The organism is Solwaraspora sp. WMMA2059, from assembly GCF_027497315.1.
In the GTDB taxonomy this organism is placed as follows: Bacteria; Actinomycetota; Actinomycetes; order Mycobacteriales; family Micromonosporaceae; genus Micromonospora_E.
This window is the reverse complement of record NZ_CP114908.1, coordinates 3,496,792-3,515,571: the sequence shown is the minus strand read 5'-3', so window position 1 is coordinate 3,515,571 and position 18,780 is coordinate 3,496,792. Positions and strand designations below refer to the sequence as shown.

The window sequence follows — 18,780 nt, the reverse complement described above, 5'->3', positions numbered from 1 at the left end:
GCCGACCAGTCTGCCCGAACCCATGCTGACCGGGGGCTGTTTCACAGCGGTGACCCGCAGGTCAACTATCGCCCAACGGGGCGGGCGGCACCCGTACCACCGGTGTTGATCTGCACCACAGCGGAGCCGGCACCGCCGACACGATATGATCAGTGTCGATGGGGTCCGGTGCTGCCCGGGTGGCCCGGCCCCCGGTTGGTCGTTGGCACGGTGGGTGACGCCCTTCTCACAAAAGTTGGGCATTATGCCCCAGCCCAGATGGTGAGGCGCGCCATACCCCCGACTCCGGCTCACCTGCGTCGCCACCTAGCATCGGGCGCATGACACCCGGAGAGGGGAGTCCGTTGGTGACTGCTGACCAGGAGGACAGCGCCGGACCGTCGGCGCCGGCGCTCGGAGTGCTCGACGAGATCATCGCCGGCGTCCGAGCCGAGGTACAACGCCGCGAAGGGCTGGTCCCGCTGAGCCGGATCCGTGAGCTCGCCGCCGCCGCGCCGCCGCCAATTGACGCCTGCGCAGCGCTGCGCAAGCCTGGGGTCGGGGTGATTGCCGAGGTCAAGCGGGCCTCGCCGTCCAAGGGTGCGCTGGCCGACATCCCGGACCCGGCCGACCTTGCCTCGGAGTACGCCGCCGGCGGTGCCCGCTGCATCAGCGTGCTGACCGAGCAGCGGTGGTTCGGCGGCTCACTGGACGACCTCACCGCCGTACGGGCCGCCGTCGACGTGCCGGTGCTGCGCAAGGACTTCATCGTCTCCAGCTACCAGGTGCACGAGGCCCGCGCCCACGGCGCCGACCTGGTCCTGCTGATGGTGGTAGCGCTGGAGCAGAACGTGCTGGTCGGTCTGCTGGAGCGGATCGAGTCGCTGGGCATGACCGCGCTGGTCGAGGTGCACACCGAGGAGGAGGCCGACCGGGCCCTCGAAGCCGGCGCCCAGGTCATCGGGGTCAACGCCCGTGATCTGCGCACCCTGGAGGTGGACCGGTCGGTGTTCGAACGCATCGCGCCAGGGCTGCCGAACAGTGTCGTCAAGATCGCCGAGTCGGGGGTGCGCGGGCCGCACGACCTGATCCGGTACGCGTCGGCCGGCGCCGACGCCGTCCTGGTCGGTGAGGGCCTGGTGACCCAGAAGAGCCCCCGGGACGCGGTCGCCGAGCTGGTCAACGCCGGCAACCACCCGGCGACGCCGAGGCCGGTCCGATGAACGCCCCGAACGTCACCGGCGTCGACGCGCCGGGCACCGGCGTGGGGTCCGCCGCGCTGCCCGACGACACCGGCCACTTCGGCCGCTACGGCGGACGCTTCGTCCCGGAGGCGCTGATCGCCGCCCTCGACGAGCTGGATGTCGCGTACCGCAAGGCGATGTCCGACGACGGCTTCCGGGCCGACTTCGACCGACTGCTGCGCGACTACGCCGGCACCCCGTCGCTGCTCTACCGGGCCGAGCGGCTGTCCGCGCAGGTCGGCGCGACGGTGCTGCTCAAACGGGAGGACCTCAACCACACCGGCGCGCACAAGGTGCGCAACGTGCTCGGCCAGGCGTTGCTGACCCGGCGGATGGGCAAGCCCCGGATCATCGCCGAGACCGGCGCCGGTCAGCACGGTGTGGCCAGTGCCACCGCCGCCGCCCTGCTGGACCTCGAATGCGTGGTCTACATGGGCGAGGTAGACACCGAACGGCAGGCACTCAACGTGGCCCGGATGCGGATGCTCGGCGCCACCGTGGTGCCGGTGACCACCGGGTCGCGTACCCTCAAGGACGCGCTCAACGAGGCGCTGCGTGACTGGGTGGCCAGCGTCGACCACACCCACTACCTGATCGGCACCGCCGCCGGCCCGCACCCGTTCCCGGTGATGGTCCGCGACTTCGTGCGCGGCATCGGCGACGAGGCCCGCCAGCAGTGCCTGGACAGCCTCGGCGCGCTCCCGGACGCGGTCACCGCCTGCGTCGGCGGCGGCTCCAACGCCATCGGCATCTTCCACGCCTTCGTCGGCGACGACCAGGTCCGGCTGTACGGCTTCGAGGCCGGCGGGGACGGGGTGGCCACCGGCCGGCACGCGGCCAGCATCACCGGCGGTGCCGCCGGGGTGCTGCACGGTGCCCGTACCTACCTGCTGCAGGACGACGACGGGCAGACCCTGGACTCGCATTCGATCTCGGCCGGGCTGGACTACCCGGCGGTCGGGCCGGAGCACGCCTGGCTGCACGACGCCGGCCGGGCCCGCTACCAGCCGATCACCGACGCCGAGGCGATGACGGCGTTCCAGCTGCTCTGCCGCACCGAGGGGATCATCCCGGCGATCGAGAGCGCACACGCGCTCGCCGGCACCCTGCGGATCATCCCGGAACTCACCGCCGAGCTGGGGCGCGAGCCGACCATCGTGGTCAACCTCTCCGGGCGCGGCGACAAGGACGTACACACCGCCGGCGCCTACTTCGGCATTCTCGACGGGCAGGACCGACTCGACGGGCAGGACCGATGAGCATCTCGGTGGCGTTCGACAAGGCCCGGGCCGAGGGCCGCGCCGTGCTGGTCGGCTGCATGCCGGCCGGCTTCCCCAGCGTCGACGACAGCATCGTCGCGATGCGGGCGATGGTCGACGCCGGGGTCGACGTCATCGAGGTCGAGCTGCCCTACTCCGACCCGGTGATGGACGGCCCGGTGATCCAGCGGGCCAGCGACATCGCCCTGGCCGGCGGGGTCCGCACCGCCGACGCGCTGCGGATCATCGAGGCAGTCGCCGCGACCGGCGCGCCGGTGGTGACCATGACCTACTGGAACCCGATCGAGCGGTACGGCGTCGACGCCTTCGCCCGTGACCTGGCGGCGGCCGGCGGCACCGGGCTGATCACCCCGGACCTGATCCCGGACGAGGCGGACGAGTGGCTGGCCGCCTCGGACGCGTACGGCCTGGACCGGACCTTCCTCGTCTCGCCGTCGTCGACCGACGCGCGGCTGGCGATGACCGTGCGGCACTGCCGGGGTTTCGTCTACGCCACCGCGCTGATGGGTGTCACCGGGGCCCGCGAGCAGTCGTCCGGCGCGGCACCGACCCTCGTCGGCCGACTGCGCCAGCTCACCGACCTGCCGGTCGGCGTCGGTCTCGGGGTGGGCAACGGCGCCCAGGCGGCCGAGGTCGGTTCGTTCGCCGACGGGGTGATCGTCGGCAGCGCGTTGATCCGGTGCCTGCTGGACGGGGCAGACCTGCCCGCCGGGCTGGCCGCGTTGCGGTCGCTCAGCGGTGAACTCGCCGCCGGGGTACGTGCCGTGACCCGGTGAAGCGGGTTGGGCGGCTTGGCAAAGCAGGCACCGTGACCTGGTCAGCCGGCGACACGCCTGACGCTGGCTGACCGGGGGTCACTGGTTCGGGGTCCACGACGGTAGCGTGTGCACCCGTGACACTCGCCGCGATCCCTAGCCCGGCCACCGCTGTCTGGCAACTTGGTCCGATTCCCATCCGGGCGTACGCGCTCTGCATCGTCCTCGGCATCGTGGTGGCCAGCGCGGTCACCGAGTACCGGCTCCGCCAGCGCGGGGTCCGGCCGTGGGCGGTGCTGGACATCGCCATCTGGGCGGTGCCGTTCGGCATCCTCGGTGCCCGGCTCTATCACGTCATCTCCTCGCCGCAGGCGTACTTCGGCGCCAACGGCAACCCGATCGAGGCGTTCTACATCTGGCAGGGCGGTCTCGGTATCTGGGGCGCTGTCGCCGGTGGCGCGGTCGGTGCCTGGCTGGCCGGCCGACAGCTGGGCATCCCGCTCAGCGTGATCGCCGACGCGCTCGCTCCCGGCCTGCCGCTCGCCCAGGCCGTCGGCCGGTTCGGCAACTGGTTCAACAACGAGCTGTACGGCGGCCCGACCACCTTGCCGTGGGGGCTGCAGGTGCACCAGATGGACCGCAGCAACCCCGGTCAGGCGCTGCGCGACCCGGAGGGCAACCCGGTGCTGGAGCCGGGGCTGTACCACCCGACGTTCCTGTACGAGGCGATCTGGAACGTCGGTGTCGCCGCGCTGGTGCTGCTCGCCGAACGCCGTTGGAAGCTCGGTGCCGGTCGGGCGTTCGCGGTGTACGTGGCGGGCTACACCGCCGGGCGGTTCTGGATCGAGATGATGCGGACCGACGAGGCCAACGAGATCTTCGGTGTCCGGCTGAACGTGTGGACCTCGGCGGTGGTCTTCCTGGCCGCGCTGGTCTATCTCGTCCGGGTACGCGGCCCGCAGCAGTTCCTCGTCCCGTTGGACGAGGAGGGCCGGCCGATGCCGCCCGTCGGCGGGTCGACGTCGGCCGACGCCGGCTCGGACGAGGCCGGGCCGGGCGCCGCTGGCTCGGGCTCCGCTGGCTCGGGCACCGCTGGCTCGGGCACCGCCGGGCCGGCCAAGAGCGGGGCGACCGGATCCGGGGCAGCCGGTGAGGTGTCCCAGGTCGACGTGTCGGGCAAGAAACCCGCCGCCGAGTTGGCCGCCGGCTACCGGGTGGTCACCGAGGAACAGTTCCGGCGGTACGAGAGCACCGGTGAGCTGCCGGCCGAGACCACCGCCGGGACCGGCATCGAGGCCACGTCGGCGGCCGAGATCACTCCGGCGGCCGCGACCGAGCCGGCCGCTGACCCGTCGGCCGCCGAGCCGACCGACACCGCGACCGGCACCGGCACCGACGGCGTCGCTGGAGCCGACGCCGAGACCGGTGCCGGCACCGGCAAGACCGGAAGCTGACCGCCGGTCGGCGGGCGCCGGCCGACCGGGGGAGAGGGGGCGGGATGCGTACTGCGGTCGTGGTGGGGGCGGGTATCGGCGGTCTGGCGGTCGCCGGTGCCCTGGCCCGCACCGGTTGGCGGGTCACCCTGCTGGAACGTGAGGACCGGGTCCGGTCCGACGGCACCGCCCTGGTGCTCTGGCCCAACGGTGTTCGCGCGTTGCGGGCGTTGGGCCTCGGTGCCGGGCTGGAAGCGATCGCCACCCCGGTGTCGCACACCGGGGTACGTCGCCCCGACGGGCAGTGGCTGGTGCAGCCCCGGCCGCAGCCGGAGGACCGCGCCCCCGTGGTGGTGCACCGGGAGGATCTGCACGACGCGCTGATCGCCGGTCTCGGCGAGCAGGCCGAGATCCGCACCGGGGTGACCGTGAAGGGCCTGCGGCCGGCGGTGGACCGGCCGGCGGTGACCATCGGCAGGGGCGTCGTCGAGGCCGATCTGGTGGTGGCGGCGGACGGTGTGCACAGCGCGTTGCGTCCGGCGTTGGCCCCGGGCAGTTCGGTGGTCAGCTCCGGGTGCTCGGCCTGGCGGGCGGTGATTCCCTGGTACCGGGCGCCGCAGCTGGCCGCCGGCCAGGTCGGCGGCGAGATACTCGGCGCCGGCTACCGGTTCGTCTCGGCGTCGCTGGGTGAGCGGGGTTCGGCCGGCGGCTCCAGCCGGGGCGGCATCTACTGGGTGGCGACGGCCGCCGGGGCCTCCCGCCCGGAGCCGCCGGCGACCCAGCTGACCCTGCTGCGCCGCTGGTTCGCCGGCTGGCCGGCCCCGGTGGGCGAGCTGCTCGCCGCCACCGAGCCGGCTGACCTGGTCCAGCAGGAGGTCCGCGAGCTGCGGCCGCTACCCCCGGCGTACGGGTTCCCGGTCGGGCCGGGCGGTGTGGTGCTGCTCGGTGACGCGGCACACGCGATGCCGCACCATCTCGGGCAGGGCGCCTGTCTGGCGTTCGAGGACGCGGCGACGCTGTGCGCCCTGGTGCGGGACACCGTGCCGGGTCCGGCGCTGGCTGCGGCGGTCGAGTCGTACAGCCGGTTGCGCCGGCCACGGGCGGTGGCGATGGTGCGCCAGACCCGGCGGATGGCGGCGGTGCTGTCGGCGCGGGGCCGGCTGGCGCTGCGGGCCCGGGACGCAACGCTCGGCACCATCAGCCCGCGGCTGATGGGCAGTGTGGCAGCCACCGCCGCGCAGTGGCAGCCGCCGCCGTCCTGACCGTGTTGCCCGCGGCGAGTGGGCTGGTCGCCTGCGGGGTGTGGGCCGGTCAGCCGCCGGGGTGGGCGGTGGGCTCGGCGACACAGGAGGTGCCCACCCGGCGGAAGCCGAGCCGGTGGTAGAGCATCGCCACGTCGTCGTCGCCGGCGGCCAGGAAGATCAGGTCGACGCCGGTGGCGAGCGCGTGCCGGGCCAGCGCGGCGGTGACGGCCGATGCCAGGCCCTGACGTCGGGCCGGTGCCACGGTGCCGACGCCGACGATCTCGGCGACGTCGTCGACCCGGTTGAGTGATCCGACGGCGGCCGGCTGGCCGCCGGCCGGCAGCCCGGCCAGGGCGATGGTGTGGCTGCCGTCGGCGATCGCCGACCGTTCGTGCTCGACCAGAGCGTCCGGCAGGGCCGGGTCGACGATGGTCGGGGCCGGTGGGGCGGCGGTGGCGAGCCCGCCGGAGGCCGGCGCGGGCTGCCCGGCCGGGTCCGGTGCGCCAACGCCGGGACCGCCATTGTCGACAGTGGGAAATGTCACTGTAACAATCTCGGGGGCGTCGGCGCCGACGGTCGGCAGCCCGGTGCCGGTGCCGCCGGACGGGCCGAACGCCGCCTGGGCGATGGTGAACCAGGTGGTGAGATCGGCCGCGAAGCCGAATGAGTCCGGGTCGAGCAGCCGCACCGGCCGGTCGGCGAACCGGTCAACCGGGGGCAGAGCGGTCGGGTCGAGCACCATCAGCGGAGCCTGGCGCACGCCGAGCCCGGCCGACCTGGCCACCGCCAGCAGGTCCGGGTTGATCTCGTGGATCCATCCGAAGGACTCGGGAAGGCCCAGTTCGCGCTGCCGGGCGCGTACGGTGGTGATGTCGGCGGCGGCCGGCGGTGCGGTCACGCCTACCCGGGGACGGGCGTAGAACGGCCAACCCGCCTCCTCCTTCCGCACGAAAAGTACATAGTCACCCAGCTCTTCGGGGCGGGCGGCAGCACGCGGTACGGCATCGCAGAACCGGTCCAGCCGATCGAGGAGTGCGTTCTCCTGGTTGGCCACCTTGTGAGACTACACGTCCCATACAATGGACGTGTGATCAATTCGCACTGGTGATGTCCGGTGGCCCCTCACGTAGACTCAGAAAACTCTCCAGGGCCGACGTCGTCCCGAAACCTGTTCATGCGCGAGTGACGACAGGAGGCCCGGTGGTTCTTCCGTACCCGCAGGGACCGCACCCCTGCCCGCCGCAGGCATCCCAGCCGCCGGCGCAGGGTCTCTACGACCCCGCCCACGAGCACGACGCGTGTGGTGTCTCTTTCGTGGCGGACCTCAACGGCCGCCGCTCGCACGACGTGGTGGCCAAGGGCCTGGCCGCGCTGTGCCGGCTCGACCACCGTGGTGCGCGGGGTGCGGAGCAGAACACCGGTGACGGCGCCGGCATCATGATCCAGGTCCCGGACGAGTTCCTGCGGGCCGTCGTCGACTTCGACCTGCCGCCGGCCGGGCAGTACGCCACCGGCCTGGTGTTCCTGCCCGCTGAACCGGCCGACGAGGCCCGGGTCCGCCGGATCGTCGAGAAGTACGCCCTGGTCGAGGGCGCCGACGTGCTCGGCTGGCGGGACGTGCCGGTGCAGCCGGACGGGCTCGGCGAGACCGCCGACGCCGCCCGCCCCCGGATCGCGCAGCTCTTCCTGTCCGCGCAGCGGCTGACCGACTCGGCGGCCGGCCCGGCCGGCACTCCGTTGGCCGGGCTGGACCTGGACCGGGTGGCGTTCTGCGTACGCAAGCAGGCCGAGCGGGAGAGCGCCGAGCGCGGCGTGACCGCCTACTTCCCGTCGCTGTCCGGCCGGACCATGGTCTACAAGGGCATGCTCACCCCCGACCAACTGCCCGAGTTCTACCCCGACCTGCGCGACGAGCGGGTGGCCAGCGCGATCGCCCTGGTGCACTCGCGGTTCTCCACCAACACGTTCCCGTCCTGGCCGCTGTCGCACCCGTACCGGTTCATCGCGCACAACGGCGAGATCAACACGATCCGGGGCAACAAGAACTGGATGAACGCCCGCGAGGCACTGCTCGCCACCGGTGACATCCCCGGCAACATCCGCCGGCTGTTCCCGGTCTGCACCCCGCAGGCGTCCGACTCGGCCAACTTCGACGAGGTCCTCGAACTGCTGCACCTGGCCGGGCGCAGCCTGCCGCACGCCGTACTGATGATGATCCCGGAGGCCTGGGAGAACGACCCCGGGATGGAGCCGGCGAAGCGTGACTTCTACCGCTTCCACGCCAGCTTGATGGAGCCGTGGGACGGTCCGGCCTCGGTTGCCTTCACCGACGGTGAGCTGGTCGGTGCGGTGCTGGACCGCAACGGGCTGCGGCCGGGCCGCTGGTGGCGCACCAGCGACGGCCTGGTGGTGCTGGGCAGCGAAGCCGGCGTGCTCGACCTCGACCCGGCGACCGTGATCGCCAAGGGCCGGCTGCGGCCGGGCCGGATGTTCCTGGTCGACACCGCCGCCGGGCGCATCGTCGAAGACGAGGAGATCAAGGCCGAGTTGGCCGCCGCCCACCCGTACGGCGACTGGCTGCACGCCGGGCTGATCGACCTGCGGGACCTGCCGGAGCGGGACCACATCGTCTACGCGCACGACTCGGTGCAGCGCCGCCAGCAGACCTTCGGCTACACCGAGGAGGAGCTGAAGATCCTGATCGCGCCGATGGCCCGCAAGGGCATCGAGCCGATCGGGTCGATGGGCACCGACACCCCGATCTCGCCGCTGTCCACCCGGCCCCGGCTGCTGTTCGACTACTTCCACCAGCTCTTCGCCCAGGTCACCAACCCGCCGTTGGACGCCATCCGGGAGGAGATGGTGACCAGCCTGCAGTCGACCATCGGCCCGGAGGCCAACCTGCTCGACCCGGGTCCGGCGTCCTGCCGGCAGATCGTGCTGCCGTACCCGATCATCGACAACGACGAGCTGGCCAAGATCCTGTCCATCGACGAGGACGGCGACCTGCCCGGCTTCAAGGCGGTCCGGGTCTCCGGCCTGTACCCGCTGCGTGACGGCGCCGACGGGATCAAGGCCCGGCTCACCGAGATCTGCCGGCACGTGTCCGAGGCGATCGAGGACGGCGTGCGGATCTTCGTGCTGTCGGACCGGGACTCGACCGTCGACCTGGCGCCGATCCCGTCGCTGCTGCTCACCGCCGCCGTGCACCAGCATCTGGTGCGTGAGCAGACCCGCACCCAGGTGGCGTTGCTCGTCGAGTCCGGCGACTGCCGCGAGGTGCACCACGCCGCCGTGCTGATCGGCTACGGCGCCGCCGCGGTCAACCCGTACCTGGCCTTCGAGTCGGTCGAGGACCTGATCGCCACCGGCGCGCTGGCCGGTATCACCTCCACCGAGGCGATCGGCAACTACGTCAAGGCGCTCGGCAAGGGCGTGCTCAAGATCATGTCGAAGATGGGCATCTCGACGGTCTCCTCGTACTGCGGTGCCCAGGTCTTCGAAGCGGTCGGCCTGGACCCCCGGCTGGTCGAGCGCTACTTCGCCGGCACCCCGGGCACCGTCGGCGGGGTCGGGCTGTCCGGCATCCATGCTGAAATCGCCGCCCGGCACGACCGCGCGTACCCGTCGAACAGCGCCGAGCGCTCGCACCGCCGCCTCGACGTCGGCGGCGAGTACCAGTGGCGGCGTGAAGGTGAACTGCACCTGTTCAACCCGGAGACGGTGTTCCTGCTGCAGCACGCCACCCGCTCCGGGCAGTACGACGTGTTCCGCCGCTACACCGCCACCGTCGACGGCCTGGCCGCCGAGGCCGGCTCGCTGCGTGGGCTGTTCACCCTGCGCGACGGGGTCCGCGAGCCGGTGCCGATCGACGAGGTCGAACCGGCTAGCGAGATCGTCAAGCGGTTCTCCACCGGCGCCATGAGCTACGGGTCGATCTCCGCCGAGTCGCACGAGACCCTCGCCATCGCGATGAACCGCCTCGGCGGGCGGTCCAACACCGGCGAGGGCGGCGAGGACGTCGACCGGCTCTACGACCCGGCCCGCCGTTCGGCGGTCAAGCAGATCGCCTCCGGCCGGTTCGGCGTCACCAGCGAGTATCTGGTCAACGCCGACGACCTGCAGATCAAGATGGCGCAGGGGGCCAAGCCGGGTGAGGGCGGCCAGCTGCCCGGCAACAAGGTGTGGCCGTGGATCGCCAAGACCCGTCACGCCACCCCCGGCGTCGGGCTGATCTCTCCGCCGCCGCACCACGACATCTACTCGATCGAGGACCTCGCCCAGCTGGTGCACGACCTCAAGTGCGTCAACCCGGCCGCCCGGGTGCACGTCAAGCTGGTCAGCGAGATCGGCGTCGGCACTGTCGCCGCCGGCGTCGCCAAGCTCAAGGCCGACGTCATCCTGATCTCCGGGCACGACGGCGGCACCGGTGCGTCCCCGCTGAACTCGCTCAAGCACGCCGGCACCCCGTGGGAGCTGGGCCTGGCCGAGACCCAGCAGACGCTGCTGCTGAACAAGCTGCGTGACCGGGTCACCGTCCAGGTCGACGGCCAGCTCAAGACCGGCCGGGACGTGCTGATCGCGGCGCTGCTCGGCGCCGAGGAGTACGGCTTCGCCACCGCCCCGCTGATCGTCTCCGGCTGCGTGATGATGCGCGTCTGCCACCTGGACACCTGCCCGGTCGGCATCGCCACCCAGAACCCGGTGCTGCGGGAACGCTTCACCGGCAAGCCGGAGTTCGTGGAGAACTTCTTCCTGTTCCTCGCCGAGGAGGTCCGCAGCTACCTGGCCGAGCTGGGCTTCCGGTCAATCGACGAGGCGATCGGCCGGGCCGACCTGCTGGACACCACGCCGGCCGTGGAGCACTGGAAGGCCAGGGGCCTGGACCTGTCCGCGGTGCTGCACGTGCCGGCGCTGCCGGCCGGTGCCGCGCTGCGCGGCGTCCGCGCCCAGGACCACGGTCTGGACAGGGCCCTGGACAACGAGCTGATCACCCTGGCCGGACCGGCGTTGACCGAGCGGACCCCGGTGCGGGCGTCGGTGCCGGTCCGCAACGAGCACCGCAGTGTCGGCGCGATGCTCGGCGGCGAGGTGACCCGCCGGGTCGGCGGGGCCGGGCTGCCCGACGACACCATCGAGTTCACCCTGACCGGCACCGCCGGGCAGTCGTTCGGCGCGTTCCTGCCGCGCGGGGTGACGCTGCGGCTGGTCGGCGACGCCAACGACTACGTCGGCAAGGGCCTGTCCGGTGGTCGGCTGATCGTCCGCCCGGACCCGGCGGCCCCGTTCGCGGCGCCCGGTGGCGCCGGTGCCGAGGAGCAGATCATCGCCGGCAACACCATCCTGTACGGGGCGACCGCCGGTGAGCTGTTCCTCCGCGGGCGGGTCGGCGAACGGTTCGCGGTGCGTAACTCCGGTGCGGTCACCGTCGTCGAGGGCGTCGGCGACCACGGCTGCGAGTACATGACCGGCGGTACGGTCGTCGTGCTCGGCCCGACCGGGCGCAACTTCGCCGCCGGCATGTCCGGCGGTACGGCGTACCTGTGGCGCCTCGACGAGAACCTGGTCAACCGGGAGCTGGTGGATCTGGAGCCGGTGGCCGCCGACGCCGAGCCGATGCTGCGTGAGCTGGTCGAGCGGCACTTCGCCGAGACCGACTCGGCGGTGGCTGAGGCGCTGCTCAAGCGCTGGCCGGAGGCGGTGGAGGAGTTCACCGTGGTGGTCCCGCGCGACTACCGACGGGTGCTGGAGACGATGAGGGCCGCCGAAGCCGCCGGCCGTGACGTGGATGAGGCCGTCATGGAGGTGGCTCGTGCCTGACCCGACCGGATTCCTGCGGATCGACCGGCGGCTGCCGCATCGCCGACCCGTGCCGGTGCGGATCATGGACTGGCGGGAGGTCTACCCGCCGGCCACCGATGAGCTGATCCGCGAGCAGGCGACCCGCTGCATGGACTGCGGCATTCCGTTCTGCCACGACGGCTGCCCGCTGGGCAACCGCATCCCGGACTGGAACGACCTGGTCCGTACCGGTGGCTGGGCGTCGGCGATCGAGTCGCTGCACGCCACCAACAACTTCCCGGAGTTCACCGGCCGGCTCTGCCCGGCGCCCTGTGAGGCGGCCTGCGTGCTGGGTATCGCCGGCGGCGCGCCGGTCACCATCAAGCAGGTCGAGGTGGAGATCATCAACCGGGCGGTCGGCGCCGGTCTGGTCACTCCGCATCCGGTGCCGGAGCCGTCCGGGCGGCGGGTCGCGGTGGTCGGTTCCGGCCCGGCCGGGCTGGCCGCCGCCCAGCAGCTGGCGCGCGCCGGGCACGCGGTCACCGTCTTCGAGCGTGACGACGCCATCGGCGGCCTGATGCGGTACGGCATCCCCGACTTCAAGTTGGAGAAGGAGCACATCGATCTGCGGTTGGCCCAGTTGGCGGCCGAGGGCGTGCAGTTCCGCACCGGAGTGAACGTCGGCGTCGACGTGACCGCCGAGCAGTTGCGCGCCGACCACGACGCGGTGCTGCTGGCCTGCGGGGCGCTGGCCGGCCGGGACACCCCGGCGACGCCGGGCCGGGCGCTTCGCGGGGTGCACCTGGCGATGGAGCACCTGGTCGAGTCGAACCGGGTGGTGGCGGCTGCGGCGGCGCACGCCCGCACGGCCGAGGCGGCCGGGGTGGTGGCCGTCGAGCCGCCGTCGGAGTCCGGGTCATCGCACGTGGACGGCGTACCGGTGGACCGGCCGGCGATCGACGCGGCCGGCCGGCACGTGGTGATCATCGGCGGGGGTGACACCGCCGCCGACTGCCTCGGGGTGGCGCACCGGCAGGGTGCGGCCGGGGTCTACCAGCTGGACCTCTACCCGGAGCCGCCGAGCGCCCGCGACGAGGCCCGGGACCCGTGGCCGACCTGGCCGTGGGTGCTGCGCGAGTACCCGGCGCACGAGGAGGGCGGCGAGCGGGTCTTCGCCGTCGCGGTGCAGGAGTTCGTCGACGACGGCACCGGCGCGGTACGGGCGGTCCGCATCGCCGAGGTGACGGTGACCAAGCGTGACGGCGAGCGGATCCTGACCGTGGTGCCGGGCACCGAGCGGGAGCTGCCGGCGGACCTGGTGCTGCTGGCGATCGGCTTCGAGGGCACCGAGCAGCAGCCGTTGCTGGAGCAGCTGCGGCTGGTCCGTAACCGGCGCGGGGCGATCGACTCCGACGGTGACTGGCAGACCGCCACCAAGGGGGTCTTCGTCGCCGGTGACATGCACCGGGGGGCGTCGTTGATCGTGTGGGCGATCGCCGAGGGACGGGCGGCGGCGGCCGCCATCCACTCGTACCTCGGTGGGGTGGGGGAGCTGCCGGCACCGGTGGTGCCGACGGCGCAGCCACTCGCCGCCCGCTGACCAGGACCGTTCCGTTCGGCCCTGCTGAAGATCTGCTGGTCTTCGGTGGGGCCGTTCCTCTTTCGGGGATGCGGATGTTTCGATAGCATTACCGGCTAGTAACAACCGTTACTCCCCACGGCCACGCGCGCGGCCACGAGGATCCCCCCATCCTTGTGAGGTCCGTCCATGCCCCTTCGTTCCCTGGCCCGCGCCGCCGTCGCGCTGGCCGTCACCCTCGGCGCCACCGGCGTCGGCATCGGCACGGCCACCGCTCCGGCGCACGCCGCACCCGCCGCCGTGCACTATGTCGCCCTCGGCGACTCGTTCTCCTCCGGCGTCGGCGCCGGCCCCTACGAGACGACCTGCCTGCGCAGCGACCGCTCGTACGCGCCGCTGTGGGCGGCCGCCAACGCGCCGGCCAGCTTCCGCTTCGTCGCCTGCGGCGGTGCGGTCACCGACGACGTGCTCGACAACCAGCTGTCCGCGCTCGACGCCGGCACCACGATGGTCACCATCACCATCGGCGGCAACGACGCCGGATTCGCCGACGTCGTGCTGAGCTGCCGGCTGGGCAGCGAGTCCTCCTGCGCCAGCGCGGTCGACCGGGCCGAACGGTTCGCCACCACCGAACTGCCCGGCCGGCTCGACACCACCTACGCCGCCATCCGACAGCGGGCACCGGACGCGCAGCTGATCGTGCTCGGCTACCCGCGCCTGTTCGACGAGGTCCGCTACTGCGGCCTGTTCAGCATGAGTCTGACCAAGCGGTCCATCATCAACGACGCGGCGGACCTGCTGGCCGACGTCACCGCCGCCCGCGCGTCGGCCGCCGGGGCCACCTTCGTGGACACCCGGCCGCAGTTCGCCGGGCACGGCGTCTGCGCCGGCAGCCCGTGGATCAACGACTTCTCCGCGTTGATTGCCGCGTACCACCCGAACGCCGCCGGCTACCGCGACGGCTACCTGGCCGCGCTCAACACGGTCACCGGCTGACAGGCAGTGCCGCCCACCTGACGGCGCTACGTACCTGGCGGTCCGGTCCCCGCCCGCACCACGGGGACCGGGCCGCCCGTCAGGTGGCCGCCTGGTCCCGGTTGCTGTCGCCACCGCGGTCGTCGCCGGGAGTCGTTCGGTTGCTGAGGAAGTAGGCACCGAGCGCGCCAGCCAGGGTGCCGAAGACGACGACCGAGTACGCGGCCAGAATCAGCTCCAGGCCTTGGGCGAACGGATCCCGCGCCGCCATCCGCTGACCGGTGATCGTGGTGAGCGTGACGTCGTGCAGCGCCTGCGCGTAGCTCGGATAGGAGCCGGAGACCACGAGCAGCTGGCCGGCGGCGAGGATGAGGCTCACCGTCACCGCGAAGAGCCAGGCGAGCCGGTCGGTGAGCAACCGGCCGGCGGAGCGTGAACCCCGTACCGCCGCGGTGATCGCCGCACCGGCGCGGGCCGTCCGCAAGGCCAACGCCACCCGGGCGAACCGCAGCACCGGAACGGCCAGGAAGAGCAGCTGCCACCAGTTGCGCCGCCAGAACCGGCCCGGGTGATGCCGGCCCAACCAGGCCCGCAGCGAGAATTCGGCGACGAAGACCACCCACAAGGCCCAGCTGGCCGCGCCGAGCACGGCGGCCGTCGGCGGATGGGTGGTGACGAACTGGCCGATCACCAGCAGCAGGAACAGTACACCGAGGACACCGAGCGGCTTGTCGAGACGGTCGGCGAGCCGGCGCAACATCGTGTCGCGTTCCGTGTCGTCGCGCTCGGTCTCCTCGTGCTCCGAATGGTCGCGGGTGCCGTGCCCGGTCTCCCGGCCGTCGGCGTCGGCGCCGTCGTTGTCGCCAGGTCGCATCGATCGCACTTCCGACGGTCGTCGGGACACTCTGATTACGGATACTAGGCGCATTTCGGGCTCGGCGCCGGCACTACCGTCCAATCCCGGGTGTCGACGATGCCGGTCCGGCGTCCGGCCGGCCACGCTGCAATCTATGCAGGTGAATGCGCATTGTTCATCGATACCGTCAGCGATAAGATCATTGCCGGGGGTCTTTGATGAGTGGGACGCCAGGGCTGGGTGTCCGCTCAGTGAGGAGCACCGTCTTGCGTCTCCGTCAACTATTGGTAGTGGCCGTGACGGCACTCGTGGCCGCCGTCACGACTCCGTCGACAGCCGCTGGCGCACCGCAGCAGATCATCGGCGGCGACACCGTCTTGTCAGCGCCCTGGGCAGCCGCTGTCTACAGCGACGGCTCGTTCAGATGCTCCGGCTCGATGATCGCCTCCCGCTGGGTGCTCACCGCCGAGCACTGCATCGGCGGCTCGATGTCGGTACGGGCCGGCAGTGTCCATCACGCCACCGGCGGCCAGGTGAGCGCGGTCAGCGCGACCTACTCCCAGTACGGATACCTATACGACATCGGGCTGCTGTATCTCAGCACACCGATCAGCACCACGTACGTCACGCTCGCCACCAGCGACCCGCCGGTCGGCTCGACCAACACCATCTACGGCTGGGGCCGTACCTGCCTCAACTGTCACCTGTCGCCGCAGCTCAAAACAGCCTCGGTGCAGGTGGTGTCGGTGCGGGGCCGGGACGCGTACGAGGGACCGGCGCTGCGCAGCTCCCCGGTGACCGGCATCGCCTGGCAGGGGGACTCGGGCGGTCCGCAGTTCTACAACGGACAACAGGTTGGTGTCTGCTCGAACTCCAACGGGTCGAGCTCGCAGAACTACTCCTCGGTCGCTGCCAGCCGCGACTGGATCACCTCGATCACCGGCGTCTGACCGTCGGCACCTGACCGTCCTGACCCGGCTGCCCGGCCGGCTACCGCCGCCGGCCGGGCAGCCGGGTTAACAGCGCCCGCCCGATTCGGATAGTGTTCCGGTGGCTACCCGAGTGGCAGGTGGGGGTGGGATGAGCTTCGGTGCCGCGTACCGTCGGGCGGTCGCCGCCCACCGGCGGGCCGTGACCCATCTGACCACCGCCCGATCGGCCATAGCGGACAGCCCGGCACCGCCGCCGCCGGACCTCGGCGACGTCACCGAACGGCTGCGCCACGTCGGCGAAACCCTCACCACCGGCGCGACCAGCGCCATCCAGGACCCGGCCGTCGGCCCGGCACCGGTGCGGGTCGGAATGGCACGGCCGGTCGGGCTGGCCGGCACTGGCGACCCGGTCGAGTTCCCCGCGCTGGTGCCGCTCGGCGCCGGCACCCACCTGGCCATCGACGCCGACGCCCGCCAGCCACGGATCGCCGCCCTGCTGCGCAGCCTCGTCGTGCGACTGCTCGCCGCCGCCCCACCCGGCACGGTACGGGTGGCCGCGCTGGACACCACCTCGATGGGCGCCACCTTCCTGCCGCTGCGCCCGCTGGTCGAAGCCGGCGTGCTGGCGGCACCGGCCGCCACCGACGCCGAAGCCAAGGAACGCCTCGACGACGCCGACCAGCACGTACGCGCCGCCCAGGCCCGCACCGGCGGGCAGCCGGGGGAGCTGCTGGTGGTGGTCGCGGCGGCGCTGCCGGACAGCCGCGCCGAGCTGATGCGCCTCGCCGCGCTCACCCACGCCGGCACCGCCGCCCGGGTCTGCGTGATCATCGCCGGCTACCCGCCGACCGGCACCGGAGCGCAGCCGCCGACGCTCGGCCCGACCACCCAGCTGCGACTCGACGGCAACCGGGGCTGGGTCGGCGACCCACCCGGCCAGCCGTTCAGCTCCGACGGCACCGGGCTGGCCGCACCGGTCGCCCTCGACGGCGACCCGCCGGCCCGGGTCGTGCAGGCCCTCGCCGACCGGCTCGGCGAGATCCACCGGCGCGGCTCCGCACTCGACTTCGCCGACCTGCTGCCGCCCCGGATCTGGACCGAGACCGCCGGCACCGGCCTGCACACCGTCGTCGGCCGCGCCGGCCGGGAGCCGGCGGTCCTCGCCTTCGACGACGTCACCCCGCACTGGCTGGTCGGTGGGCGCACCGGCTCCGGCAAGACCGTCTTCCTGCTTGACCTGCTGTACGGCCTGGCCGCCCGCTACCCACCCGACGAGCTGGCGCTCTACCTGCTCGACTTCAAGGAAGGCGTCAGCTTCACCGAGTTCGTGCCGACCGGCCGCGACCCGTCGTGGATCCCGCACGCCCGCGCCGTCGGCATCGAGTCCGACCGGGAGTACGGCGTCGCCGTGCTGCGCGAACTGCGCCGCGAGCTGAACCGGCGGGCGGCGGCGATGAAACGCCACGGCGTGACGAAGCTGGCCGACCTGCCCCGCGACGGCGCGCCGACGCCACGTACCGTCGCCGTGATCGACGAGTTCCACGTGTTGTTCGACGGTAACGACTCGGTCGCCCGCGAGGCCGCCGCCCTGCTGGAGGAGCTGGCCCGCAAAGGCCGGTCGTACGGCGTACACCTGGTGCTGGCCAGCCAGAGCATGTCCGGCATCGAAGCCCTGTACGGCAAGACCGACTCGATCTTCGGCCAGTTTCCGCTGCGGGTGGCGCTGCCCGGCGGCAACGGCGTCCTCGACCCGCTCAACCAGACCGCCGGTGGGCTGCCGGTCGGGCAGGCGATCGTCAACGCCTCGGCCGGCATCGCTGGCGCCAACACGGTCGTCCGGTTCCCGGACGCGCACGGCGGTGCCCGGCGGATCGCCGCGCTGCGCCACGAGCTGTGGCAGGCCCGCGCCGCCGGCTCCCGGCCACCGGCGATCTTCAAGGGGTACGAGGCGGCGCACCTCGACGGCGACTCCACGTACCGCTCACTGGCCCCCGGCGGGCGGCGCCCGCTGGCGCTGGTCGGCCGGCAGGTCGACGTGGATCTGACGTCGGCGGTGTTCCCGCTGGACGCCACCCCGGGCCGGCACATCGCGGTGGTCGGCACCACCGGCCACGCAGCCGACGTGCTGCACGCCGCCACGGTCAGCCTGGCCCGGCAGGAGCCGGCCGGCCACGCCCGGTTCCTGCTGGCCCCGCTGGTCGCCTCCGCCGACGAGGTCGCCGAGGAGACCGCCGACGCGCTGCACACCTTCGGACATTCGATCACCCGGCTGACCGCCGCCGAGCTGCGCGAGGAGCTGCGCCGACTGGCCAACCCGGACACCACTACGACGACTGACGGCGGGCGGACGTACCTCGTGGTGTTCGGGATGGACGCCGCCGCCGGGGTGCTCGGCGCGAAGGACGACATGTTCCGGTCCGGGCTGGACGACCTGCAGGTGGTGCTGCGTCAGGGTCCCGGCCACGGCGTACACCTGCTGGGTTGGTGGCGTGGGCTGCGCCGGCTCGCCGACGACCTGGGCGGCTCGCACAACCGCGACGACCTGGCCTGCCTGGTGGCGATGAACGTGCCCGGCGGTGAGCTGGGCTCCTACCTGGGCACCCACGATCTGGCGTACCGGCCGCGGCCGAACCGGGCGCTGCTGATCGACCGGCACGACCAGCGGACCCGGCTGATCGTGCCGTTCGCGTTGCCCGGCCGCGAGCTGGACGAGGAAGGCTGA

At 72.5% G+C, this 18,780-nt stretch carries 12 protein-coding genes; 10 read left to right on the top strand and 2 right to left on the bottom strand.

The features are described from left to right. The first annotated feature begins 398 nt into the window (after positions 1–398). The 5 genes from trpC (at position 399) to O7553_RS15955 (ending at position 5,953) form a co-directional block, all read left to right on the top strand. On the top strand, positions 399–1,202 hold the full coding sequence (gene trpC / locus O7553_RS15975; RefSeq protein WP_281555624.1) for an indole-3-glycerol phosphate synthase TrpC: 804 nt from the start codon (positions 399–401) through the stop codon (positions 1,200–1,202). Beyond that, positions 1,199–2,482, top strand: coding sequence for a tryptophan synthase subunit beta (trpB, locus tag O7553_RS15970; protein WP_281550557.1), 1,284 nt, complete (start codon positions 1,199–1,201; stop codon positions 2,480–2,482). Before trpC ends, trpB begins: the two co-directional genes overlap by 4 nt. Continuing rightward, positions 2,479–3,279 (top strand): tryptophan synthase subunit alpha, encoded by an 801-nt coding sequence (gene trpA, locus O7553_RS15965; RefSeq protein WP_281550556.1) that lies wholly within the window; start codon positions 2,479–2,481, stop codon positions 3,277–3,279. Before trpB ends, trpA begins: the two co-directional genes overlap by 4 nt. A 116-nt stretch (positions 3,280–3,395) precedes the next feature. Further along, on the top strand, positions 3,396–4,712 hold the full coding sequence (gene lgt / locus O7553_RS15960) for a prolipoprotein diacylglyceryl transferase (RefSeq protein WP_281550555.1): 1,317 nt from the start codon (positions 3,396–3,398) through the stop codon (positions 4,710–4,712). Positions 4,713–4,756: 44 nt separating this feature from the next. Continuing rightward, a complete protein-coding gene (locus O7553_RS15955) occupies positions 4,757–5,953 on the top strand; it encodes an NAD(P)/FAD-dependent oxidoreductase (protein WP_281550554.1) in 1,197 nt (398 codons plus the stop codon). Between the two features lie 49 nt (positions 5,954–6,002). On the opposite strand, the gene O7553_RS15950 is transcribed toward O7553_RS15955, so the two are convergent. Beyond that, on the bottom strand, positions 6,003–6,989 hold the full coding sequence (locus O7553_RS15950; RefSeq protein ID WP_281550553.1) for a GNAT family N-acetyltransferase: 987 nt from the start codon (positions 6,987–6,989) through the stop codon (positions 6,003–6,005). 146 nt (positions 6,990–7,135) lie between these two features. Between O7553_RS15950 and gltB the strand changes: the two genes are divergently transcribed. From gltB to O7553_RS15935, 3 genes are all read left to right on the top strand, one after another. Further along, a complete protein-coding gene (gene gltB, locus O7553_RS15945) occupies positions 7,136–11,755 on the top strand; it encodes a glutamate synthase large subunit (RefSeq protein WP_281550552.1) in 4,620 nt (1,539 codons plus the stop codon). Further along, a complete protein-coding gene (locus tag O7553_RS15940; RefSeq protein WP_281550551.1) occupies positions 11,748–13,316 on the top strand; it encodes a glutamate synthase subunit beta in 1,569 nt (522 codons plus the stop codon). The genes gltB and O7553_RS15940 overlap by 8 nt, the downstream gene beginning before the upstream one ends. A 168-nt stretch (positions 13,317–13,484) precedes the next feature. Then, positions 13,485–14,291 carry an SGNH/GDSL hydrolase family protein gene (locus O7553_RS15935; RefSeq protein ID WP_281550550.1) on the top strand — a complete coding sequence of 269 codons (807 nt, stop codon included), beginning with the start codon at positions 13,485–13,487 and terminating at the stop codon, positions 14,289–14,291. A gap of 79 nt (positions 14,292–14,370) precedes the next feature. On the opposite strand, the gene O7553_RS15930 is transcribed toward O7553_RS15935, so the two are convergent. Beyond that, a complete protein-coding gene (locus O7553_RS15930; RefSeq protein WP_281550549.1) occupies positions 14,371–15,144 on the bottom strand; it encodes a hypothetical protein in 774 nt (257 codons plus the stop codon). Positions 15,145–15,422: 278 nt separating this feature from the next. Here O7553_RS15930 and O7553_RS15925 point away from each other — a divergent pair, with 278 nt between their 5' ends. Together O7553_RS15925 and O7553_RS15920 are read left to right on the top strand one after the other, a co-directional pair. Further along, positions 15,423–16,076: a DUF1986 domain-containing protein gene (locus O7553_RS15925; RefSeq protein WP_348650067.1), complete on the top strand. Its 654-nt coding sequence runs from the start codon at positions 15,423–15,425 to the stop codon at positions 16,074–16,076. Between the two features lie 130 nt (positions 16,077–16,206). Then, the gene (locus tag O7553_RS15920; RefSeq protein ID WP_281550547.1) at positions 16,207–18,780 is read left to right on the top strand and encodes an FtsK/SpoIIIE domain-containing protein; all 2,574 of its coding nucleotides are present in this window, start codon (positions 16,207–16,209) and stop codon (positions 18,778–18,780) included.

Bases quoted from the DNA above. Each gene is read 5' to 3' on its own strand.
- trpB (WP_281550557.1), top strand. From the start codon at position 1,199: ATGAACGCCCCGAACGTCACCGGCGTCGACGCGCCGGGCACCGGCGTG.
- trpA (WP_281550556.1), top strand. From the start codon at position 2,479: ATGAGCATCTCGGTGGCGTTCGACAAGGCCCGGGCCGAGGGCCGCGCC.
- O7553_RS15955 (WP_281550554.1), top strand. From the start codon at position 4,757: ATGCGTACTGCGGTCGTGGTGGGGGCGGGTATCGGCGGTCTGGCGGTC.
- O7553_RS15935 (WP_281550550.1), top strand. From the start codon at position 13,485: ATGCCCCTTCGTTCCCTGGCCCGCGCCGCCGTCGCGCTGGCCGTCACC.
- O7553_RS15930 (WP_281550549.1), bottom strand. From the start codon at position 15,144: ATGCGACCTGGCGACAACGACGGCGCCGACGCCGACGGCCGGGAGACC.
- O7553_RS15920 (WP_281550547.1), top strand. From the start codon at position 16,207: ATGAGCTTCGGTGCCGCGTACCGTCGGGCGGTCGCCGCCCACCGGCGG.